This window comes from Dietzia sp. JS16-p6b (assembly GCF_003052165.1).
Lineage (GTDB): Bacteria > Actinomycetota > Actinomycetes > Mycobacteriales > Mycobacteriaceae > Dietzia.
The window spans coordinates 2,519,296-2,542,213 of sequence record NZ_CP024869.1; the positions used below are offsets into that span (position 1 = coordinate 2,519,296).

At 71.2% G+C, this 22,918-nt stretch carries 20 protein-coding genes and 1 pseudogene; 4 read left to right on the top strand and 17 right to left on the bottom strand.

Going from position 1 to position 22,918, the window contains the following annotated elements; genetic code table 11:
* The first annotated feature begins 122 nt into the window (after positions 1–122).
* Positions 123–1,760: an HNH endonuclease signature motif containing protein gene (locus CT688_RS11480; protein ID WP_107757001.1), complete on the top strand. Its 1,638-nt coding sequence runs from the start codon at positions 123–125 to the stop codon at positions 1,758–1,760.
* Positions 1,761–1,764: 4 nt separating this feature from the next.
* Here the strand turns inward: CT688_RS11480 and CT688_RS11485 are convergent, their stop codons facing one another.
* From CT688_RS11485 to CT688_RS11500, 4 genes are all read right to left on the bottom strand, one after another.
* The gene (locus CT688_RS11485; protein WP_107757002.1) at positions 1,765–2,520 is read right to left on the bottom strand and encodes an SDR family oxidoreductase; all 756 of its coding nucleotides are present in this window, start codon (positions 2,518–2,520) and stop codon (positions 1,765–1,767) included.
* Positions 2,517–3,392, bottom strand: coding sequence for a DNA-formamidopyrimidine glycosylase family protein (locus CT688_RS11490; protein ID WP_107757003.1), 876 nt, complete (start codon positions 3,390–3,392; stop codon positions 2,517–2,519). Before CT688_RS11490 ends, CT688_RS11485 begins: the two co-directional genes overlap by 4 nt.
* A gap of 88 nt (positions 3,393–3,480) precedes the next feature.
* The gene (locus tag CT688_RS11495) at positions 3,481–4,377 is read right to left on the bottom strand and encodes a cation diffusion facilitator family transporter (protein WP_107758171.1); all 897 of its coding nucleotides are present in this window, start codon (positions 4,375–4,377) and stop codon (positions 3,481–3,483) included.
* A gap of 184 nt (positions 4,378–4,561) precedes the next feature.
* Positions 4,562–9,250, bottom strand: coding sequence for an ATP-dependent helicase (locus CT688_RS11500; protein ID WP_107758172.1), 4,689 nt, complete (start codon positions 9,248–9,250; stop codon positions 4,562–4,564).
* 67 nt (positions 9,251–9,317) lie between these two features.
* On the opposite strand from CT688_RS11500, the pseudogene CT688_RS11505 reads away from it, so the two are divergent.
* From CT688_RS11505 to CT688_RS11515, 3 genes and pseudogenes are all read left to right on the top strand, one after another.
* Positions 9,318–10,078 (top strand): annotated as a pseudogene (locus CT688_RS11505) (inositol monophosphatase family protein).
* A 10-nt stretch (positions 10,079–10,088) separates the two neighbouring features.
* Entirely contained in the window at positions 10,089–10,889 is an 801-nt protein-coding gene (locus tag CT688_RS11510) for a thymidylate synthase (protein ID WP_107757004.1), read from the top strand.
* A 17-nt stretch (positions 10,890–10,906) separates the two neighbouring features.
* Positions 10,907–11,419, top strand: coding sequence for a dihydrofolate reductase (locus CT688_RS11515; protein ID WP_107757005.1), 513 nt, complete (start codon positions 10,907–10,909; stop codon positions 11,417–11,419).
* Between the two features lie 15 nt (positions 11,420–11,434).
* Here CT688_RS11515 and CT688_RS11520 read toward each other — a convergent pair whose 3' ends face one another.
* The 13 genes from CT688_RS11520 to mftB form a co-directional block, all read right to left on the bottom strand.
* Complete coding sequence (locus CT688_RS11520) at positions 11,435–12,049, bottom strand: DUF1707 domain-containing protein (protein WP_107757006.1); 615 nt, start codon at positions 12,047–12,049, stop codon at positions 11,435–11,437.
* Positions 12,050–12,062: 13 nt separating this feature from the next.
* A complete protein-coding gene (locus CT688_RS11525; RefSeq protein ID WP_107757007.1) occupies positions 12,063–12,449 on the bottom strand; it encodes a DUF302 domain-containing protein in 387 nt (128 codons plus the stop codon).
* 72 nt (positions 12,450–12,521) lie between these two features.
* The gene (locus CT688_RS11530; RefSeq protein ID WP_017836249.1) at positions 12,522–12,788 is read right to left on the bottom strand and encodes a metal-sensitive transcriptional regulator; all 267 of its coding nucleotides are present in this window, start codon (positions 12,786–12,788) and stop codon (positions 12,522–12,524) included.
* A gap of 140 nt (positions 12,789–12,928) precedes the next feature.
* Positions 12,929–14,050 (bottom strand): NDMA-dependent alcohol dehydrogenase, encoded by a 1,122-nt coding sequence (locus CT688_RS11535; RefSeq protein WP_107757009.1) that lies wholly within the window; start codon positions 14,048–14,050, stop codon positions 12,929–12,931.
* Positions 14,051–14,184: 134 nt separating this feature from the next.
* Positions 14,185–14,568, bottom strand: a complete 384-nt coding sequence (gene trxA / locus CT688_RS11540; RefSeq protein WP_107757010.1) for a thioredoxin — start codon at positions 14,566–14,568, stop codon at positions 14,185–14,187.
* A gap of 156 nt (positions 14,569–14,724) precedes the next feature.
* Positions 14,725–15,645, bottom strand: coding sequence for an alpha/beta fold hydrolase (locus CT688_RS11545; protein WP_107757011.1), 921 nt, complete (start codon positions 15,643–15,645; stop codon positions 14,725–14,727).
* A 57-nt stretch (positions 15,646–15,702) separates the two neighbouring features.
* Positions 15,703–17,043: a mycofactocin system GMC family oxidoreductase MftG gene (gene mftG / locus CT688_RS11550; RefSeq protein ID WP_231750314.1), complete on the bottom strand. Its 1,341-nt coding sequence runs from the start codon at positions 17,041–17,043 to the stop codon at positions 15,703–15,705.
* On the bottom strand, positions 17,040–18,515 hold the full coding sequence (gene mftF / locus CT688_RS11555) for a mycofactocin biosynthesis glycosyltransferase MftF (protein WP_107757012.1): 1,476 nt from the start codon (positions 18,513–18,515) through the stop codon (positions 17,040–17,042). Before mftF ends, mftG begins: the two co-directional genes overlap by 4 nt.
* Positions 18,512–19,195: a mycofactocin biosynthesis peptidyl-dipeptidase MftE gene (mftE, locus tag CT688_RS11560; protein WP_370446357.1), complete on the bottom strand. Its 684-nt coding sequence runs from the start codon at positions 19,193–19,195 to the stop codon at positions 18,512–18,514. The genes mftF and mftE overlap by 4 nt, the downstream gene beginning before the upstream one ends.
* Complete coding sequence (locus tag CT688_RS11565; RefSeq protein WP_107757014.1) at positions 19,192–20,007, bottom strand: mycofactocin-coupled SDR family oxidoreductase; 816 nt, start codon at positions 20,005–20,007, stop codon at positions 19,192–19,194. Before CT688_RS11565 ends, mftE begins: the two co-directional genes overlap by 4 nt.
* A 61-nt stretch (positions 20,008–20,068) precedes the next feature.
* Positions 20,069–21,292 (bottom strand): pre-mycofactocin synthase MftD, encoded by a 1,224-nt coding sequence (mftD, locus tag CT688_RS11570; RefSeq protein WP_107757015.1) that lies wholly within the window; start codon positions 21,290–21,292, stop codon positions 20,069–20,071.
* A gap of 51 nt (positions 21,293–21,343) precedes the next feature.
* Entirely contained in the window at positions 21,344–22,594 is a 1,251-nt protein-coding gene (gene mftC, locus CT688_RS11575; RefSeq protein WP_107757016.1) for a mycofactocin radical SAM maturase, read from the bottom strand.
* Complete coding sequence (gene mftB, locus CT688_RS11580; protein WP_107757017.1) at positions 22,591–22,917, bottom strand: mycofactocin biosynthesis chaperone MftB; 327 nt, start codon at positions 22,915–22,917, stop codon at positions 22,591–22,593. Before mftB ends, mftC begins: the two co-directional genes overlap by 4 nt.
* Position 22,918: the final 1 nt, after the last annotated feature.

Below are 22,918 nucleotides of genomic sequence, written 5' to 3' on the forward strand. Positions count from 1 at the left end.
TCTCGCCTGCCCGAGTCTCGGCGATGACCAGTCCACACCCCTTGAACATTCGAACCTGTGTGTGTAGTATCGAACATACATTCGACAGGCGTCGGACACTCGATGGTGACGGGGGGTGCGGTATGGACGGCGACGAGAACCCGTTCACGGGCAGCGCTTCCCTCGGCTCCTCCGGAGTCGATCCGCTGACCAGGTTGACCACCTCGGTTCGTGCCGGCTGGGAGGCGGAGAACCGGGCCGCTGCCCGGCGATTGTCGGCCTGCTACGACCTGCTGCTCGAGTGCCTGCGCCGCGACCACTCGGGCGCCGGCCCGGAGTCCCCGCCCGGCCACGCGGTGGTCGACCCGTTCGATGTGGCCACCGGGTACGTGGTGGCAGCGATGGCCGTCTCCACCCTGCGGGCCGAATCGATGGTCTCCTTCGCCGCGGACCTGCACCAGCGCTACCCCGCCGTCCTCGCAGCCCTGGCCTCAGGGCGCCTGGACCAGCGCGCCGCCGAACTGCTGGCCCGCCAGATGGCCACCGTCGATCCCTCGGTCCTCCCGCAGGTTCAACAGGACGTCGTCGACGACTACCTGGCCGCGATCGAGGCCGGCGAACGCCGCGGGGCGCGAGCGATTCGCGATGCGGTGGACGCGATCATCGCCCGACACGACGCCGACGGCATCCGCAGGCGCAAGGAGGACGCCAGCCGTGCCCGCGGAGTGCGCATCAACAAGGGCGCCGACGGCATGTCCACCGTGTCGGCCATCCTTGCCACCGAAGAGGCGGCGGTCCTCGCCGAGGCGATCGACCAGCGCGCTGCCGAACACGCCGCCGCCGAAGCCGCCGCAGCCGCCACCGAGGGGACCGGCCAGCCGGACCCGGACTACTACTACTCCAAGGCCGAACGCCGCGCGGACGCGCTGCTGTCACTCGTGTGTGGCGACAGCCCGCAGCCCGGCAGTTCGGACCATCCCGTGTCGCCGCTGCGACCCAAGGTCACCGTGATCGCTCCCGGCAACACCGGCGCGGACAACCCCGGTGCCGACGGCGACGGGGTGCGGGTGGAGTTCACCCGGACGGGCGAGGCCGCGCTTCAGGCTCTGCTGGACATGCTGAACATCAGCGACGGTGCCAGCGTCGAGAAGGTCGACCCCCGCATCGGTGCCGCCGACGACGCCGGCCGCGGCCTCAAGTACCGGCCCGGAGCCGAGTTGGCACGCCGCATCAGGCTGCGCGACGGAACCTGCCGCCACCCCGGGTGTGCGGTTCCAGCCGATGATTGTGACATCGATCATGTCCGACCGTTCGACCACGCCGACCCCGCCCGGGGCGGGCCGACCGAAGAGCACAACCTCATGTGTCTGTGTCGGCGTCACCACCGGTTCAAGACCTTCTCCGACTGGATCTACAACCTGGAGCCCGAGGGAGGTCTCACCGTCGTCACCCCCGATGGGGCGACCATGACGACCCGACCCTCCGGGCCGCTCGGGGCCTACCGCCGCGAGCAGGCCCGCGCGGAGTCCCAGGCCTGGAATAGGCAACAGCAGCGAAACCCGGACCCGACCACCACAGGCGGTGAAGCGCGGCCGGAGCCCACTTATTGGTCTCGCCGAGCGCTCCGCCTGAACGCCGAGCGCGCCCGCGCACATGGATCGGCGGACACCCGCTCTGGCGACCACGGTCGCTGGTGGCGGCGGAACGCGCCCGTGGTCAGCACGGTCGAGCACGAGGTCCGGGCCCTACTCGACGACCTCCTCAGCCCGCCGCCCTTCTAGCAGGTCAGACGAACCTGCGGCTGACCTTCTCCGGCAGGAGTGTCAACAGGGGACCGATCGCCTTCCAGGGCTTGGCGGGGACGAGTGCCCGAGTGGGCTCGGCGTCGATCGTCCTGACCAGCGCGTCGACGCCCTCGTCGAATTCGGTCATCAGTGAGGTCTTGACCGAGCGGTTGATGTCGGTGCGGATGTACCCGGGGAGGATGTCGGTGACCTTGATGCGGCTGCCCGCGCTGTCGAGTTCGGCGTGCAGGCCCTGCGCCAGCGAGGACACGAACGCCTTGGTGGCGCCGTAGGTGTTCTGGGCCTTGGGCATACCGCGCAGGGAGCTCACGGACGAGATGAACACCAGGTGCCCCTCACCCCTCTTGTTCATGAGCTCCATCGCGGCCTCGGCCTGGTTGAGGGTGCCGATCACGTTGACCATCGCGGTCTCGCGATTGGCGTGCGCCTTGCCGGTGCCGATGGACGCCCCCTTCCCGAGTCCGGCGTTGAGGACAAAGCGGTCGATGCCTCCGAGCTCCGCGTCGAGCTCACCGAACACCCGCTCCACCGCGTCGCCATCAGCCACGTCGAGTTCGCGGACCGCCACCGTGATCGAGGGGTTGGCGGCCACGAGCTCGGCGCGGAGCTCCTCGAGGCGGTCGAGGCGGCGGGCGCACAGCGCCAGGCTCTTGCCCTGCGCGGCCCAGCGACGGGCCATACCCTCGCCGAGACCCGCGCTGGCTCCGGTGATCAGAATCGTGTTGCGGTCGGTCACAGGTTCTCCTCCGTTGGCGATGGCCCCAGTGTGGCACGCCCCGGTTGGCACGACGGGCAGCGGTAGGCGATGCGATCGAGCGAATCGCTCGGTTCATCGGGGTCGGCGAGACCACCCAGTCGGAACGTCTCCACCTGGGTCCCACACCTGCGGCAGGGTTTGCCGTCCCGCCCGTACACCCACAGCTCCCTCCCGCGGCGCGTGTCGCCGGTCGTGACCCGGACGGAGCGGTCGGCATTGGCGAGGAGCATCCGCCGGGCGAGGACCACCACCGCGCGCAGATCCGGCACCGCCTCGACGGGCTCTCTCGGGTCGAGGCCTCGCAGAAAGCAGAGCTCGGCGCGGTAGACGGTGCCGATCCCGGCGAGATTCCTCTGGTCCAACAGTGCCTCCCCGATCGTCCGGGTGGGCCGCTCACCGATTCGCCTGATCACCTCCGCGACGCTGGCGTCCGGGTCCCAGTCCCGCCCCAGGAGATCGGGGCCGAGGTGGTCGACCGCCCGATCGGCCTCGGACGGGTCCAGTGCGCGCAGCACTCCGAGTTCGGTACCCACCACCTCGACGTCACCCGCACGCAGAAGCAGCCGGACGGTGTGCGCGGGGAACCGCCACCGCTCTCCCGCACGATGGATGTGGATGCGGCCCTCCATCTTCAGGTGGATGTGCAGGGTGACCGGGTCCCGACCCTGCGCGTCGGGGCCGACGACGACGAAGAGGTGCTTGCCGCGGGACCGGGCGGTGACCACGGCCCTGCCCCGCAGGTCCACCGCTGCGAATCGGGGAACTCGCAGCTCGGACTTGTCGAGGGTCCGTCCGGCCAACGCCCGGTCGACCCGCCTGGCCGCCCTGTAAACGGAATCACCCTCTGGCACCGTCGACCCCTCTGTCCACTGTCTACTCTGTCCACCGTGTCTGCCCTGGCCGCTGTGCCCGCCCTGGCCGCTCTCCGAATCGCCGAGTTCACCATCCCAGAGCGCGGCACTCCACGACGCCGGCGGTCTCGATCTGGACTGTCGCGTGCTCGATTCCGTGGGCTTCCCGCAGGACGCGCCGCGCCTCCTCAAGGATTCCGGCGTGCTGCGCCCCGGGGGCGATCACCAGGTGGACCGTCCCGACATCCATTCCGGAGGTCAGGGTCCACAGATGCAGGTCGTGCACCCCCTCCACGCCGGGCACCGACGCGAGTTCGGACTCCACCGCAGCGGGGTCGACCCCGGCGGGCGCGTGCTGGGCCAGCACCGCGACGACCTGTCGACCGAGGATCACCGCTCGGATGACGATGAACGCGGCGATCGCCACGGCCACCACGAGATCCCACACGGTCGATCCGGTGGCCCGGATGAGCAGCGCGGCCGCGATCACCCCCACCGATCCGGCCGCGTCGGCCAGGACCTCGAGATACGCGCCGCGGACCGCGAGGCTCTCCGATGAACCGCTGCGCAGCAGGAGTAGCGAGACGACGTTGACGACCAGTCCCATCGCACCCACGATCAGCATGGTCCCGGTGGCGACGTGCGCGTCCGAACCCAACCGGCTGAACGCCTCGACCAGGACGTACACGCCCATTCCGCCCATGATGAGGACCGCGAGCGCGGAGGCGAAGATCTCCACCCGATAGTGGCCGAACGTCCGTCGGCCGGAGCGGTCCGGACGCGAAGCGATCACCGTGGCCGCGAGCACTGCGCCCAGCGCCACCACGTCCGCCCCCATGTGGCCGGCATCGGAGAGTAGCGCCAGGGAGCCGGAGATGACGCCGGCGATCAGCTCGACGACGAAGAACACCGAGGTCAGAGCAAAGGCGCACGCCAGCCTCACCCGGTAGCGAGCCCCGGCGTGGCCGGACGGTTGCGTGCTCACCGAGCCGTGCGTGTGGGCGGGGCCGTGCGCGTGGGCGGGGCCGCGGGTGTGGCTTCCGTGTGAGTGCCCTATCCCCATTCCAACGCCCCTCTCTATATATGCATTGATGCGCATATCTTAACTCGTTGGCGTGGGTGACTCAATGGCCGAGGCGTGGGGCATCACCGCCGGGGGGCGGAGTGCCTCACCGCCGGATGCGCAACCCCTTCGGCGTCGCCCCGAAACCGGCGTTCTCGAAGGCGGCCGCGACGGGCGAGGTGTGGACGGGCTCGCCGGCGATGGTGGTGACGGTGAGTGGTCCCACGGCCCCCGACTTCACCGCTGCGGCCAGCGCGGACGCGGCGAGGGCCACCGCGCCCGCGCGGTCCTCGAGAATCAGGACGGTTCGGCCACCGCGCTCGACGAACAGGACACACAGTCCGTCGACCAGCACCACGAGAGCGCCTGTCTTCCGGCCCGGACGGTGACCCGATCCACCCTCCGGGGCCTGCGGCCAGGGCAGGGCGGCGCCATACGGATTGGCCGGGTCGGTGGCGGCGAGGACTCGCACTGCCGGCTCGTCGGTGCCGGAGGGCCAGTGGGCGTCGTCGGCCGTGTCGTCGTAGGAACGCAGGCGGTCGATGGTGTTGCCGGCGGCGAACTGGGCGGCACCCAGACCCTCGACGAAGTAGCCACGGCGACAGCGACCCGAGTCCTCCATCTGCGCCAGCACCTTGTAGACGGCGGCGAACCCGCCCGGGATCTCCTCCGCCTCGACCGCACCCCGTGTCACCACGCCGTGGCGCAGCAGGAGCGTCTCGGCCCATGCGTGGGCGCGCACAGTCGCGTCGGTGACCGGCTCCGGCACCAGCGACCAGCGACCGGCCACCACGGGAGGCGTCCGCGTGCCGGCGGCCATCGCGCCGTTCAACTGCGCCATGGAGGTCCGGCCCAGGCGGGCCCGACGTGGCCTGGCCGAGGACCGCGGTGAGCGGTGGGCGGTGCCCGACCCCGACGAGCCGCCACCGGACAGGACCGCCCGCAACGGCGAGAGGGTGTCGTTCGTGACCACGCCGTCCCACACCAGGTCCCAGAGGGCGTCGCGGACGACGGCCTCGGTGACGGCCGGTACGGTGGCGGCTGGTCCGGCAACCTCCGGGGCATCACCGGTCGACTCTTGTGCAGCCGCCTCTTTCACCGTGGTCACGATGTCCCGGAAGAACAGGGCCCCGCCGCGCAGTGACTCGACCACCGCGATGTGAACCACGCCCTCCGGTTGCGGCCGGTCGAGTGGGAGGGTTGCTCCTGCGGAGTCCGCCGGGTGCAGGGAGACCCAGCCGTCTCGGGCCCCCGCTCGGCCCCGCCCGCTCCAGAGCACCTCTCCCCCGGCGAGCAGCTCGTCCAGCATCGCCGGGGAGTAGTCGCGGACTCTGGGCGCGAGGACGAGAGGCTCGAGCGCGGAGGCGGGCACCGCCAGCCCGTCGAGCTGCTCGACCACCGCGAGGACGCCGTCCACACCGGACTCGGAACCGGAACCGGAGCCGGAGCCCAGGCTCTGCCAGCCGGGCAGGAAGCGGGCCAGCGCGGTGTGCGACACCGGTTCGATCTGGCTGCGCAACGCGGCGAGCGAGCGCCGGCGGATGTGGCGCAACACCTCGGCGTCACACCACTCCGGTCCCGCGGCCCCCGGGCGGAACTCACCGGCCAGCAGAGTCCCGGCCGAGGTCAACCGCTCGAGCACGCCGCGCGCCACGGCCACACCCAGGCCGAAGCGCGCCGCCAGGGCATCCACCGTGAACGGGCCGTGGGTTCGCGCATAGCGGCGGACCAGTTCGCCGAGGGGATCGTCGGCGTCGCCGAGGAAAGCCGAGGAGACCCCGCGCGGCGGAGGCACGCCGAGCCCGTCGCGGAGCCTGGGCACATCCTCGACACCGGCCCACCAGGTGCGGCCGGCGTGCTCCACCGTGACGATCCGGGACGACGTGGCGAGCGTCGCCAGCCACCCCGGGACGGCCTCCGGCTCCGTGGACCGCTCGGCGATCTCCTCGACGGTCAGTGGCCCGAGCAGGCGCAGCAGGTCGGCCACGGCCTCGGCGTCACGGGCCGCGCGCTCGGGCTCGAGGTGCTGTAGCCGCCGTTCGATCGAGTCCAGCACCTCCACGTCGAGCAGCTCGCGGAGTTCCACGCGTCCCAGGAGCTGGCCGAGGAGTGAGGGGTCGATCGCCAACGCCGCCGCCCGCTTCTCGGCGAGCGGCGAGTCCCCCTCGTAGAGGAACGCACCGACGTAGTCGAAGAGCAACGACTGCGCGAACGGCGACGCCGTCGGGGTGTCGATCTCCACGATCCGGACCGTCCGCGAGTCGATCTCGCGCAGCAGACGTTCCAGCGCGGGGACGTCGTACACGTCCTGCAGACACTCACGGACCGCCTCGAGGATCATCGGGAAGTCCGGGTAGCGGCGTGCCACGTCGAGCAGCTGAGCCGACTTCTGCCGCTGCTGCCACAGCGGGGCCCGCCGCCCCGGGTCCAACCGGGGGAAGAGCAGCGCCCGCGCCGAACACTCGCGGAACCTGGACGCGAAGAGCGCGGACCCACCCACGTGGGTGGTGACCAGGTCCACGGCCTCCTCGGGACTGAGGGCGAACGTCTCGGCTCCCGGGCGGGCGCCCACCTCGCCGTCGTCGACGGTGTCCGGGACCCGCAGGATGATGCCGTCGTCGGACACCACCGGGACGGCGTCGAACCCGTGCGCGGCGGCGAGCCGCGCACGCACCGCCTCCGCCCACGGCCAGTGCACGCGGGCGCCGAACGGAGAGTGCAGAACGACGCGCCAGTCGCCCACCTCGTCCCGGAACCGCTCCACCACGAGGGTCGTGTCGCTGGGGAGGTGCCCCGTGGCCTCCCTCTGCTCGACGAGGTACCGCCGGAGATTGGCCACCGCGTTGACGTCGAGGCCGGCGGCGGCGAGGCGGGGGACCACCTCGTCGTCGGACCCGTGCCCCACCTCGCGCAGGAACCCGCCCAGGGCGCGGCCCAGCTCCGCAGGCCTTCCCTGGTCGTCCCCGAGCCAGAACGGCAGCCTTCCCGTCCCGCCGGGCGCGGGCGTGACCAGCACCCTGTCGTGCGTGATCTCCTCGACCCGCCAGCTCGAGGCCCCGAGGGCGAACACGTCGCCGACCCTCGACTCGTAGACCATCTCCTCGTCGAGCTCCCCGACCCGCGTCGCCTTCTCCCCCACCATGAACACGCCGAACAGTCCACGGTCGGGAATGGTGCCTCCCGAGGTGACGGCGAGGCGTTGCGCACCCGGTCGGCCGGTCAGCGTCCCGGCGTCGCGATCCCACACGAGGCGCGGCCGGAGTTCTGCGAAGTCCGCCGACGGGTACTTTCCCGCCAGCATGTCCAGCGTCGCGTCGAAGGCCGACCGGGGCAGTCCGGCGAACGGGGCGGTCCGCCGGACGGCGGCGAACCAGTCCTCCACATCGATCGACTCGAGTGCGCACGCGGCCACCGTCTGTTGCGCGAGGACGTCCAACGGATTGGTGATGACCGACATGGCCTCGATCTGACCGGCGACCATCCTCTCCACGGTCACCGCGCTGTGGAGGAGATCGGCGCGGTGCTTGGGAAAGACCGCCGCACGGGAGACCTCACCGACCTGGTGTCCGGCGCGGCCCACCCGCTGGAGTCCCGAGGCAACGGAGGGGGGCGACTCGACCTGCACGACCAGGTCCACCGCGCCCATGTCGATCCCGAGCTCGAGGGACGACGTCGCCACCACCGCGCGCAACCGTCCCGACTTGAGGGCGTCCTCGATGAGCGCCCGGCGTTCCTTGGAGACCGACCCGTGGTGGGCCATGGCCAACTCCGCCGGCGCCCCGCGCGAGACCTCGGACGGCACCATGATCTGCGCGGGCGGGCGGGCGGGTGCGGGGGGCAGCGACCCCGGCTCGGTGTCCTCGGCGTGGATCTCGTTGAGCCGCGCGGTCAACCGCTCGGCCAGCCGCCGGGAGTTGACGAACACGATCGTCGAGCGGTGGGCGGCGATCAGGTCGACCACCTGCCGCTCGACGTGCGGCCAGATCGACCCCTCGCCCGGGGTCCCGGGCGGTGCCGTGACGTCCGTGCTCGCCGAGGACAGGTCCGTCATGTCCTCCACGGGCACCCGGACCGTGAGCTCGAAGCGCTTGTCCGACCCGGGCGCGACGACGGTGACCGGCCTCTCGCCCGCGAGGAAGCGGGCCACCTCGGAGTGGGGGCGGACGGTGGCGGACAGGCCCACCCTCCGGGCCGGGGTGTCCAGCAGCTGGTCCAGTCGCTCGAGGCTCAGGGCGAGGTGGGCGCCGCGCTTGCTGGCGGCCACCGCGTGGATCTCGTCGATGATCACCGTGTCGACCGTGGCAAGTGTCTCCCGTGCCGCCGAGGTGAGCAGGAGGAACAGCGACTCGGGCGTGGTGACCAGCACGTGCGGTGGCCGGGAGCGTTGCCGGCGGCGCTCCTCCGGAGGGGTGTCGCCGGTGCGGATCCCCACCGTCACCTCCGCCGTCCGCACCCCCAGGGACGCGGCCTGACGGGCGATACCGGCCAGCGGCGCCCGGAGGTTGCGCTCGACGTCCACGGCCAGCGCCTTGAGCGGGGAGATGTAGAGGACGCGCGTGCCGGGCGGGCGCTCAGCCGAGCCGTCGGCATCACCCCCGCCCCCCAACATCAGCCGGTCGAGCGAGTCGAGGAACGCCGACAGCGTCTTGCCCGACCCCGTCGGGGCCACGACGAGCGTGTGGGCGCCGCTCGCGAGGGAATCCCACGCCCCCTCCTGCGCCGGGGTGGGCCGGTCGAACGCCCCACGGAACCACGAGGCCGTGGCCGGGTGGAACCGCTCCAGTGCGTCGGACATGAACTCATGATGTCCCACGACTACGACACCGTCCCGATCACCGCCCCTCCTCCGTAGAGTGTCTGCCATGCACAGCGACAGCACGCGTGATCTCGACGACGATGACCTCGCCTGCTTCCTCGCCACGGGGATAGGGGACATCGTCCGGGGCACGCGCGCCGGAGGGCTGCTCCGCGGACGATCGCTGGCCCGTGTCGCCAACGAGGTCGCGCAGAACTGGACCGACGAGGTGCTGGCCGTGCACCGTCCGGACGACGGCACCCTCTCCGAAGGGGTGTCCGACGACCTGAGCAGGTTGGACAAGTCCCGGGTCTGGATCATCGACGTGATCGACGGCACCAAGGAGTTCTCCACCGGCCGATCCGACTGGTCGGTCCACGTCGCGCTCGTCGTCGACGGGTACCCCACCGTCGCCTCGGTGGGACTGCCCGACTCGGGCCGAGTGTTCCGTTCGGACCAGGTCGACTACGTGGACGGCCCCCCTCGGGGACCATGGTCATCAGCCGCAACAACCCCCCGCCCGGGGCGCTCCAGGTCGCTGACGCGGTCGGTCTGCAGGTGCGTCCCATGGGTTCCGCCGGGGCCAAGATGCTCTCGGTTCTGCTGGGCGACGCGGACGCCTATCTTCACGCCGGCGGTCAGGACGAGTGGGACCAGGCCGCGCCGGTGGGCGTCGCCCTGGCCGCGGGGCTGCACGCCTCGCGCCTCGACGGGACGCCCATCCGGTTCAACAAGCCCGACACGCACTCCCCGGACGTGCTGATCTGCCGCCCCGAGCTCACCGAGAAGATCCTGGCCGCCCAGGCCGCGCAAGCGACTCGAACGTAGACTGCCGGTCATGACCGTCCCCACCCCGTACGAGGACCTTCTCCGACTCGTCCTGGAGCACGGCAGCCCCAAGTCCGACCGCACGGGGACCGGCACCCGCAGCCTGTTCGGCCACCAACTGCGCTATGACCTGGCGGCGGGGTTCCCTCTGATCACCACCAAGCGCGTCCACTTCAAGTCGGTGGCCTACGAACTGCTGTGGTTCCTGCGCGGGGACTCCAACGTCGGCTGGTTGCGCGAGAACGGCGTGAGCATCTGGGACGAGTGGGCCGACGAGCGCGGCGAGCTCGGACCCGTCTACGGCGTTCAGTGGCGGTCCTGGCCCACCCCCGACGGGCGGCACGTCGACCAGATCGCGGCGTCGGTGGACCTCCTGCGCTCCGACCCGGATTCCCGTCGGAACATCGTCTCCGCGTGGAACGTGGGCGAGCTGTCGGACATGGCGCTACCGCCGTGCCACCTGCTGTTCCAGTTCTACGTGGCCGACGGCAGGCTGAGCTGCCAGCTCTACCAGCGCAGCGCCGATCTCTTCCTGGGCGTCCCGTTCAACATCGCCTCCTACTCGCTGCTCACCCACATGGTGGCCCAGCAGGTCGGACTGGAGGTGGGCGAGTTCATCTGGACCGGTGGCGACTGCCACATCTACGACAACCACGTCGAGCAGGTGCGGACCCAGCTGGCCCGCGAGGCCTTCCCCTACCCGGAGCTTCGCCTGCGGCGGGCCGACTCGATCTTCGACTATCGCTTCGAGGACTTCGACGTGGTCGGGTACGAGCACCACCCGGGCATCAAGGCCCCGGTCGCGGTCTGAGCGCGGCGGAGGCGACCGTGCCGGTGCGGATGGTGTGGGCGCAGGCCCGCGGCGGGGTGATCGGCGACGGCCGGGACATGCCCTGGTACGTCCCGGAGGATCTCGCGTTCTTCAAGCAGACCACCGCGGGCCTGCCGGTGGTGATGGGTCGGGCCACCTGGGAGTCGTTGCCGGAGCGGTTCCGGCCCCTGCCCGGCCGGCGCAACATCGTCTGCACCCGGGACGCCGAGTGGGCGGCCAGCGGGGCCGAGCGCGCATTGTCGGTGGCCGAGGCGCTGGCGTCGGCCGGACCCGACGCCGTCGTCATGGGCGGCGGACAGATCTACGCCGCGGCGCTCGTCGCGGCGGACGAGTGCCTGGTCACCGAGATCGACGCGGACGCCCCGGGGACCGTCCTCGCCCCGGAGCTGGACGGGACCTGGGAGCGGGTCGAGGTGGGCGACTGGATCACCGACCCGCGTAGTCGCGTCGAGGGCTACGACGACGAGGTCCGGCACCGTCACACGGTGTGGCGCCGTCGGCAGGGGTGAGCCCTCGGCGCGACGCTAGAACCACTTCCAGGTCTTGGGGATCCGCTCCCCCGCGGCGAGGATCTTGATCTTCACGCCGGCCATGAAGCCGTTGATCTCGAAGTCCAGGTGGGGGCCCCCACGGACGTCGTAGCGGCCCTCGTCGATCTTGAGCTCGGACCACGTCCGGTTGCCGGTCACCGCGACCGAGACACCCGGGGGGAGCAGGATCTTGGCGTTGGCAGCCCACAGATCGAGCTTGATGTGCGTGCGTGGGCGGTCGACCACCGCCTCACGGGCGTCGAGGAAGATCTCACCCATCCAGGACGTCAGCCGGTAGTCATCCGGGAGGGACCACCGGCCCTCCCGCTTGAGCGTGTCGAAGACCGAGGTCCTCTTCTGACTCTCGTCCACGGTGATCGCCCCTGTCGGCCGGGTGGCCGGCGGCTGCGCCGAGGTCGGGGGCGGCCCGGCGGCGCTGTGCATCGGCAGCCCGCTCAGGGCCGCCTCCAACTCGGAGGGGCAGGTGGCGGACCAGATGCGGGCGGCCCGGTCCGAGAACTCGGCGAGGGACAACTCCCCCCGGCCCACCATCGCCTCCAGTCTCTGCTGGGCGAGGGCCCGGGGATCGGTGTGCGGCTCCTGGGTCATGCCCCAAGGCTACTCAGCGGGTCAGGTCCTTCATCATCGACCGCATCTGCGCGGACAACTCGTCCGCCATGTCCTGAAGGCCACCAGAGATGACCTGCGCCAGCAGCGCCGGGTTCTGCGCCTCGATGACGCAGCCCCCGGATGACTCACGGACCACGACGTTGCAGGGCAGCATCAGCGCGACCTCCTTGCTCACGTCGAACGCCTCGCCCGCGAACCCGGGATTGCAGGCGCCGAGGATCAGGACGCGCTCGATGTCCTTGTCGATCTTCTTCTTGAGGGTCGCGGTGAGGTCGATCTCGTGGAGGATCCCGAAGCCGCGGTCGGCGAGCGCCTCGCGGGTGGCCTCCACCGCCTCGTCGAACCCCATCGCCGTGTACGTACCGATTCCGACGTCCATGTCGTAGTCCTCACGTCTGTGGTCGGGTGTCTGCGGGTGCCGGGGCCAGCATCCCACGGTCTCTGGCCGCGGTCAGGCGAGCGAGAGGAAGAGTTTCTCCAATTCGGCGACCGTGATGCCGTCCTCACCGGACTCGCCGTCGGCGGCCAGGCACTCCTGGATGTTGGTGCTGATGATCTTGAATCCGGCACGGTCCAGCGCCTTGGAGACCGCGGCCAACTGCGTGACGACATCCTTGCAGGGACGCTCCTGCTCGACCATGTCGATCACCGCGTTCAGTTGCCCCCGCGCCCGGCGCAGGCGGTTGAGCACCTGGGTCCTCGCCTCGTCGTCAGCCATACCAGGCCCTCCTGCTCTCTCGCGGATGCGTGTCGATCCACGGCCCATTGTACCCATGGGGGTATTTCTGTCCAGTCCGGGATACGGCGAGGGCCCCGGCCCACCTCTGCCGAGGGGAACCGGGGCCCGGGCCGAGGCGATCAGTCGTCGTGGACGATGATCCCGCGGACCATGCCCTGTCCACCCGACTCCATGATCTCGTACCCCTCGTTGACCTGGTCGAGCGTGAAGCGGTGGGTGATCAGCTCGTCGAGCTTCAGTTGCTTCTCGTCCCACAGCCGCAGAATGTTGGGGATGTCGTGGAAGGCGTTGGCCGAGCCGAACAACGATCCCTTGATGACCTTCTCGTACTGCGAGACGAACAACCCCGTGAGGTTGATGGACTGGTTGTCGAGTCCGCCCATCGAGGTCAGGACCACGACCCCACGCTTGCCCACCATGTCGGTGGCGTCGGCGGTCACCTTCGCATCGGCCACACCGATCGTGATGATGGCCTTCTCCGCCATGGCGCCCCAGGTCAGGCCCGGCAACTCGGCCTTGGCCTGCTCCACGTCTGTGTAGACGTGGGTCGCACCGAACTCCTGGGCCTTGGCCAGCTTCGACTCGTCGGTGTCGATGGCGAGGATGAATCGCGCCCCGGCGTGCTTCGCGCCCTGGATCGCGTTGATGCCGATGCCACCGATGCCGAAGACCACCACGGTGTCCCCGGCCCGGACATCGGCCGAGTAGACGGCGGATCCCCAGCCGGTGGTGACGCCGCAGCCCACGAGCGCCGCGACCTCGAAGGGGATCCAGTCCTGGACCTTGACCACCGAGTTCATGTTGGCGACGGTGTACTGCGAGAACGTGCCGAGGGTGCACATCGCACCCGCGGTCTCACCGTTGGCGAGGGCGAACGGGTAGCGGCCGTCGGCCATCTCGCCGATGGTGCCGTTGAGTCCGCCGTCGCACAGGTTGGTCATGCCGCGGGCGCAGGCCGAGCACTTGCCGCAGGCCGGGATGAACGAACCCACCACGTGGTCGCCGGGCTGGACGTGGGTCACGCCCTCCCCGACCGCCTCGACGACGCCCGCACCCTCGTGCCCGCCGACGATCGGAAGACGCCCGGGCAGGTCACCACTGGTGATGTGGAGGTCGGAATGGCACAGGCCGGCGACCTTCCACTTGACGAGCACCTCGCCGAAATTGGGACCGTCGAGCTCGGCCTCGACGATCTCGAACGGCTTGCCCAGCTCGCGGGCGATGGCGGCCTTGGTCTTCATTCGACTCCCTCCGGGCGCGACGGGGGGATCCCGCCACTGGAACGTGTTCTCATCACGATATCCGCATTACTGGCGCGGAGCTCGCTGATTCGAGAACGTGTTCTTGCTTTGCGCCCGGACGGACGTGGCCGGACTCAGGCCCGGGCGTCGCCCTGCTGTGCCTGCGCCTCTTCGACGGCCTTGCGGACCTCGTCCATGTCGAGACCCTTGATCTGCTCGACCAGGTCGTCGAGCGCCTGCTCAGGGATCGCGCCGGAATGACGGAACACGGCGATGCCCTCACGGAACGCCATGAGGGTGGGGATCGACTGGATCTGGAGCATGGCGCCAAGCTGCTGCTCCGCGTCGGTGTCGACCTTCGCGAAGACGAGCTCGGGGTTCTTGCCGGAGACCTTCTCGAACACCGGCCCGAAAGCCTTGCACGGGCCGCACCACTCGGCCCAGAAGTCCACCAGGACGATGTCGTTGTCGGTGACGGTCTTCTCGAAGTCGGCGGTCGTGATGTCGACGGTGGTCATACGATTGCCCTCCTAGCGGGACGGGGCGACTCTCGTCCCGTCGTCTCTCGTCGCCAGCCTACGGACAGCCCGCGCCGACGACGACCTTCTCGCACGAACCATACCCATGCGGGTATTCACGGCCGTGCAGTGTGGAACAACGCCGCCCGATCGGGGTTATTCCCCGGACGCCCCCTGCCGGGGCGGGGAGCCGAGGATCTCCGCGAGGAACCACTCGAGTTGGTCGAGGAACACGGCGTTGTCGTCACCGGCCACCATGTGGCCCGCGTCCGCGACCTCGTGCGTGTAGGCGTGCGGGAGATGTCGCAGCAGGTGGGCCACCGACTCGTCACTGACGATGTCGGAACGCGACCCCCGGATGAGCATGGTCGGTTCGGACACGTGGGGCACGATCCCCTCGAAGTAGTCGTTTCCGATCTCGGCGTTGTCACCGGTGGCGCCCGCGACGAAACGTGGGTCCCAGTGCCAGTACCAGCGGCCGTCGTCCTTCTGTCGGAGGTTCTTGCGCAGGCCGTCGAGGTTCGATGGACGACGACGATTCGGTTGATAGGAGGCGATCGCGTCCGCGGCCTCCTCGAGGTCCGCGAACCCGTCGAGACCGGAACGCATGAACTCCCCGATCCGCTCCACACCCTCCGCCTCGATCCTCGGGGTGACGTCCACCAGCACCAGCGCCCGGGCGACGGGCTTGCCCGTCCCCAGCGCCAACAGCCCGGTCAACCCGCCCAGCGAGGCCCCGACGAGCACCGGCAGCCGGTCGGTGAAGCGTGCGGCCACGATCAGTTCCAGGTCGTCGACCATGCGGTGGATGTCGTAGTCCCCGTCGTCCGCCCAGTCGCTGTCCCCGTGACCGCGCGCGTCCATCGTCGTCACCCGGTACCCCTCGGTCGCCAGACGCCGGGCGGCGCGGTTCCACGAGTTCCGGGTCTGCGCTCCGCCGTGCAGCATGAGGATCTCGTCGACCGGATCGGCTCCACCGGACGGCTCCCACACGTCGCCGACGAGCATCCCGGCCGCTCCGGCGACCGTGAACGACCGGGGCTCGACGGTCTCGATCTCCAACTCGCTACTCGTCATGTTGACCCTTCCGCCCGCACCCCCACCGCTGCGGTGGAACGTGTTCTCGTATCGGTTCTACCACGAGTCCCGGTGGACCACTCGCGCGGCGAGGTCCTCGGCCACCGCGAGAACCGACAGGTAGGGGCCGCACCGCGGCAGTGTCGGGAACACCGAGGCGTCGGCCACCCGCAGCCCCTCGCACCCCAGGACCCGGCCGGAGTCGTCCACGACCTCGCCGATCCGCGCCGACCCCGCGAGGTGCTGGGAGGTGGACCGGATCGGATCCGGCCGCGGCGCGCCATCCGGGATCCCCAGTCCGTCCGCGACCGCCCCGGCGGCGTGCTCCAGAGCGGCGGCGTCGAGGGGGTCGTCGGCCAGCACCACGTGAGGACCGCTGTCCGCGGTGCTCCCACCTCGGATCCGGCCCCGACCCACGGGGTTCATCAGCGCCACCCCGATCCGGTGCGGCTGGGATTCCAGTCCCGGGATCACCCGGTGCATCGGAACCGAGTAGGGCCGCACCTCGATCTCCACGGGGCCCTTCGGCCCGGGCAGAGTCAACCGCGCCACGTGGGTGAGCAGCGGCGGCGGGACGAGCGGGTCTCCCCTCCCCGCACCCGCCTCTCCGCGAACCCGGTCGGTCGGCAGGTCCAGTAGGACCTCCGGGTGCTCCTGCGTGCTCTGCCCGACCGGGTGGCCGGTCTCCGGCCCGATCCCCGAGGCCAGCAGGAGGAGGGCCGTCCCGATCGTCCCCGCGCACAGGATCACCTCCCGGGCGGCGATCTCGTCGTCGTCGTCGAGCACCACTCCGGCGCACCGACCCCCGGGGCGACCACCGGCCCACACGAGTTCCCGGACCGCCGAGCCCGTCACCACCCGCACCCCCGCGCCGGCGGGATCCCAGGCGTCGAACGCGGTGACCCGCCGCCCGTCCCGCCGCGCCTGGGCGATGGCGGACATCCTGCCGGGGAACGCCGCGGCCACCCGCGCGGCGACAGGTCCGGCAGGGGCGAGCCGCGGGCGCAGACGTTCGGTCGCCCGCGCCAACCCCACCGCGTACCGGCGGGGCCAGTCCGCACCCCACCGGGCGAGGTCGGAGGGGCGCGCCGGGGTGCAGTACCCGCCGTTGACCGCGCCCGACCCCCCGAGGGTCCGCCCCCGGGGCAGTTCCAGGTCGGCGCGCCCGGGCCGGCCGTCCCCGCGCACGGCGTTCCCCGGTTCTGCGCGGTACCGCGTGACCACCCGCGACCCGGGACCGATGTCGAGCACCCCCGCGCGAGTGGTCGCGCGCTCCGCTCCCGCCTCGAGAAGGACCACGTCCCTGCCCGCCTCCGCCAGGCGACGGGCCATCACGCACCCGGCCGGCCCCGAACCCACCACCACCACGTCCGCGGCGTGCCCGCCGGAGGGCCTCATCGCTTCAGCTCCGGCCGCAGGGCGGCGAGCGATCGGACCGCCCACGCCGAACGCCACACCCCGACGCCGTAGGCCAGGTCGTCGAGCCGGTGCAGGATCACGTGTCCGAGCGGTTCGTCCACCGGCATCCGGCCCGGCTCGCGGGCGGCCCACCAGTGCCACAGCCCCTCGGACACCGCCGCCAACGCGACCCGCCGACGCAGGCCCCGAGCCACGGGCGAGCGCGAGCGGGCCGTCGCGACCAGGGCGAGGGCGGCCAGCGGCCAGTAGGGACGCAGCAGTGCCTCGGGGAGCTGCCGGATCGACGCGACCGATCCGCGCGACACCACCTCGGCGGCGGCCCTGCCGTCGCCGGTCAACGCCCGGGTCCGGCCCCACGCCCGGATCCACGCGCCGGCCGCCACGAGGAGTCCGGCGGGGGTCCCGCTCCAGAATCCCAGGGCCACCGCGAGCGACCAGGGTGCCGCCACGGCGGGGGCGACGGCCGCCCCGTGCCGGTCCGCGAGCGGGGCCGCTCCGGTGCCGTAGAACGCGCGCCGCTGCAGCAACGGGGCCAGTGCGGTGCGGTGCCGGTGGGCGACCCGCGAGGCCGGTTCGTAGCGGATCAGTCCACCCGCCCGGTCGGTACGCCAGCACAGGTCCACGTCCTCGGCCACGCGGAGCCGCTCGTCGAACGGGCCGGGCCCCGCGCCGCCCGGCACCGGGGGCAGCCGGTCGGGACGCACGGCCAGAGCCGCGCTGGGCACGTAGGCCACGCGGGTGCGCGGTCTGACGCGGGCCGGTTCGTGCCCCATGTCCAGCGCGGAGCGGGCGGTCTCGTAACCACGGACCCAGAACCTCCCCGGGACGGCCGCCACGATCCGTGGGGCGACGGCCGCCACGCGCGGATCGTCGAGGTGTCGCAGCAGGGGCCCGAGCCACCCCGGCTGCGGGAGCACGTCGGCGTCCAGGTAGACCACCACCTCGGCGCCCTGCGACACCGCCACGGCGGTGCCTGTGTTGCGCGCCGCCGCCGGGCCGCGCGCGTGCTCGTGGCGCACCACGCGGACCGCGGCGGAGGGTGTGGCCTGGGTGGTGGCCTGGGTAGTGGCCTGGGCAACCGTCGAACCATCGTCGACGACGACGACCCGCATGCCTCTCGCGAGTTCGGATGCCAGGGAGTCCAGAACCGCGGCGACTCCGGCCGCGTCGTCGTGGACGGGGATCACCACGGCGATGGTCGAGAGCTCCCGTGTGTCGGGCCCGCCGACGTCGGGGTGGGCCATACCGCGGTCGGTGAGGGCACGCGCCAACGCGGCACCGGCGGCGGTCCCGGTGGGCACCGCGTCGCCGTCGAGCAGAACCGCCACCCGTGGCGCCGGGGTGACCAGGGTGACCGGATCGCCGCCGAGGATCCGCGTCGTGCCCCCGCGGTGAAGGACCCGGGTGCGCCGGTCCAGGACGACACGCCGGGCGTCGTCCGGGGCGGTCACCGCAGCATCCCGTCGGCGTCGCCGGGCGCCCAGCGTGCGATGCGCCCCCGGGCGTCGGCGACCAGCTCGTCCCACAGTCGGCGTCCCTCGGAGGCGGTGGCCGTGGTGGGGTCGCCGAGCACCCCGGACGGGCTCACCGCGCCCACCCCCCCATCGCGCAACGTGGGCAGGATCTCCGGCAGGGGCCGGGTGCATCCGGGGGCCGCGCGGTCCATGCGGACCAGCTCGGGGTGAAGGTGCAGCATGAGCGAGGTCTCGGCGTGTCCCGCATGGGTGTCGGAGGGGTCCACGGACGTCCGGCACGGCAGCCACGCGGCGTCGCGGCCCTCACCGCGCAGCAGCGGGATCGCCCGTCGCAGCGCGTCGACGTTGCCACCGTGGCCGTTGACCACGAGGAACCCGGGCGTGTGGACGGACGCCGACCTCCCGATCTCGACCAGCGCCTGCGCCAGGACCTCCGTGCCCATGGACACCGTGCCGGGGAACGACTGGTGCTCCCCGCTCGCGCCGAACGCGAGGGCGGGGAGCACGTGGACGCCGTCGCCCGCGAGGGCCTGCGCGGCCGAGGTGGCCAGCAGCGTGTCCGTCTGGGTGGGCAGGTGCGCGCCGTGCTGCTCGGTGGCACCGAGCGGCAGCACAGCCAGACCGGGCTCGATGGTCAGGCCGGGATCGATGGTCAGACCTTGATCGCGCCCATGTCGACGGTGAAGGTCGACGCGGTGATGGTGCGGGAGGCGTCCGAGGCGAGGAACAACACCGAGTCGGAGATGTCGTCCGTGGTGGCCATCCCCATCCCCAGGATCGGCGTGAAGTGCGGGAGGAACTGGGGCATGTTGGTGAACACGTCGTGGGCCGCGGGGTCGTCGGCACCCATGGGGGTCAGCACACCGTAGGGGTGGATCGTGTTGACCCGGATCCGGTGCTCGCCGAGTTCCTTGGCCGCGGTCTGCGCGAGACCCACCACCCCGTACTTGGACGCCGAGTACGGCGACTGGACCGGCATGGCCTTGAGTCCCGCAACGGAACTCACCAGGACGATCGACCCGCCGTTGTCCGCGGCGAGCATGTGCGGGATGGTGGCCTTGAGGGTCTTCCAGTACCCCGTGAGGTTGACGTCGATCGTGTCCTGCCACTGCTGCTCGTCGATCTCCCAGACCTTGCCCCAGTTGCAGATTCCCGCGTTGGCGATCACCACGTCCAGGCGGCCGCCGAAATGATCGACCCCGCGGGCGACCAGGTCCTGCTGAAACGCCAGATCGCGGACGTCGCCGACCTCGGCGAGGATCTCCCCGCCCTCGGCACGGACCTTCTCGACCGTCTGCGCGAGGTCCTCCTCGGTGGCCGCCTTGTACCCGACGTACTCGGACGGGGATGCGCACAGGTCCAGCCCGATGATGTTCGCCCCCTCCCGGGCGAAGCGGATGGCGTGCTTGCGGCCCTGGCCGCGCGCGATGCCGGTGATGTAGACGACCTTGCCGTCGAACTCTCCCATGGACTGCGATTCCTTCTTCTCTACAGACGTAACGGGGTGGTCCGGACGGGCCGCCCCCTGGTCACTCTCCCAGGCGACGCATGAACCCATCGGGGATCACGTAGTCGTCCCTGCTCAGCTCGGAGATCGAGGACTTGCTCAGACCGATGAGGCTGGAGTCCAGGCCCGAGCGCAGGATGTCCAGGACGTTCTCGACGCCGGCCTGCCCGTTGGCGCCGAGGCCCCACAGGTAGGCGCGGCCGATCATCACGGCGCGGGCGCCCAGGGCGAGCGCCTTGGCCACGTCGGAACCGCGTCGGATCCCACCGTCCATCAGTACCTCGACCCGGCCGTCGACGGCGTCGACGATCGGCGCGAGGCAGCGGATCGAGGCCGGGGTGCCGTCGAGGTTGTTGCCGCCGTGGTTGGAGACCGAGATGGCGCTGACGCCAGCGTCGACCGCGCGCCGGGCGTCGTCGATGCGGGTGATGCCCTTGAGCATGACCGGCCCGTCGTAGTTGTCCACCACCCACGCGATGTCGTCCCACGTCGCGGGAGGAGTGCCCATCCACTCGCCGTAGGCCCCGAAGAATGTCGGACCCATCTCCCCCTGGTGCACGAGATTCGGCGTGGTGAGGTCGGGGAAACGCTTGTTGGTCACCACGTCGCGCGCCCACTCGGCGGCCCAGCGCGGACGCACCGCGATCTCCGGGGCCAGGGTGAGCATCGCCCTGGCGTCGAGCTTCTCCGGGATGGTCGGGCTACCCCAGTCGCGCCCCATGGAGAACGACCAGTCGGTGGTGAGGATGACGCCCGCCGCGCCCGCGGCCTTGGCCCGCTCCAGTCGCTCGAGAACCTTCTCCTTGCCGCCGAGCCAGTACACCTGGAAGAACGTCTGCGGATTCGCGGCGATGACCTCCTCGATCGGCTTGGAGGCGAAGGAACTCAGTCCCATCGCGGTGCCGCGGGCGGCAGCCGCGCGGGCCACGTCGACCTCACCGTCCGGGGTCACGGCCTGGACGCCGGTGGGCGAGATCATCACCGGGAGGCTGATCGGTTGGCCCATGACCGTGGTGGCCATGTCCCGCTCGGCCTTGGCTCCGATCACGTGCGGCTTGGGACCCAGTTCGGCGAAGGCGGCCGTGTTGTCGTCGATCGTCACGCCCTGCTCGCTGCCGGCCACCAGCGCCATGTAGACGCTCCGGGGCAGCTTCTTCTTGGCGCGGCGCTGGGCCTCGGCGACCGATTCGAACCAGGGGTTGGTGCGCCAGGGGTTGGCCTCGGCGATCTTGGACAGGCGTGACACGGGAAGGGCTCCTTAGGGAGGCGGTCGGTGGGGGCGGGTCGGCCGGTCCGGTCAGACCGGGGACTCGTCGCACAGGCTGGTGGGCCTGCGCGGAGGGGTGGTGATGAGGGTCAGTGGGACCGGGCCGGTGGGCTGCTTGCGCGCTGCCAGGCCCTTGACCCGGGAGTGGTCCTGTGACGGGGAGGGGATGGAGCGCTCGGCCGCGAGCAGCCCCTCGCCGTACCCCTGGACGCACTCCGGGTCCGGCCCGTCCATGGGCAGGCCGGTGAAGAACTTGGCCGCCATGCACCCACCGCGGCAGCTGTCGTAGAAGTTGCAGGACGCACACGCGCCGGCGGACTGGGGCTCGCGCAGCTCGCGGAAGAGTTCCGAGGTCTGCCAGACGCTCTCGAAGCCGCCGTCGGAGACGATGTTGCCGGCGAGGAACTCCTCGTGGATCGCGAACGGGCAGGCGTAGACGTCCCCGATAGGGTCGATGAGGCACACCACGCGGCCCGCGCCGCAGAGGTTCAGCCCGGGCAGCGAGCCCTGTCCGTCGCCGAAGGCCGACAGGTGGAAGAAGCTGTCACCGGTCAGGACGTTGGAGCCGTGCTCGACCAGCCAGTCGTAGAGGTCCTTCTGCTGCTCGGGCAGCGGGTGGAGGTCGTCCCAGACGTCGGCTCCGCGGCCGGAGGGACGCAGGCGGGTGATGCGCAGGGTCGCGTCGTAGCGGTCCGCCAGCGCCTTGAACTCGTCCAGCTGGGTGACGTTCTCGCGGGTGACCACCACGGAGATCTTGGCGTCGGTGAACCCGGCGTTCTTGAGGTTCTCCAGGGCCCGGACGGCCATGTCGAACGAGCCCGGGCCGCGGACCGCGTCGTTGACCTCGGCCGTGGCGCCGTCCAGGGAGATCTGCACGTCGACGTAGTCGCTCGCGGCCAGGCGCTGCGCCACGGCCTCGTCGATGCGCACGCCGTTGGTCGAGAACTTCACGCCCACCTGGTGGCTGGTGGCGTAGTCGACGAGTTCCCAGAAGTCGGGGCGGACGGTGGGCTCGCCACCGCCGATGTTGACGTAGAAGACCTGCATCCGCTGCAGCTCGTCGATGATCGATTTGCACTGCTCGGTACTCAGTTCCCGGGGGTCGCGCTTGCCCGACGAGCTCAGGCAGTGCACGCACGCCAGGTTGCAGGCGTAGGTGAGCTCCCAGGTCAGGCAGATGGGGGCGTCGAGGCCACGCTCGAACTGGTCCACCAGGCGGCCGACGGGAGCGGGGGCCGTGCTCGTCGAGGGGGCGTCCGGGCGGCTGAGGGTGCTGGTCATGGGGTCTCCTCGATCATGCGCGAGGCGGCGAGCTGGCCGAGCGCGTGCAGGTACAGGCGGGCGGTCGCGGGGTCGTCGATCGACACCCCGACGGCAGCACACGCCTCGCGGGCGGTGGGGTGATCGGCGAGGGCGCGGACCACCTCGACGATGGTCGGCGACTTGAGAAAGCTGAGCTTGCGGGTGTGGAAGTGGTAGAGCAGAGCCCCGAACGGCTCGGGACGAAGGGCCACTCCGGGGTGCAGGCGCCAGCCGGCGTCGAGGTCGAAGGCCGCGGGCGCGGCGTCCTGTCCGGCGCCGGCCGGCGCTGCTGCCGAGGTCATC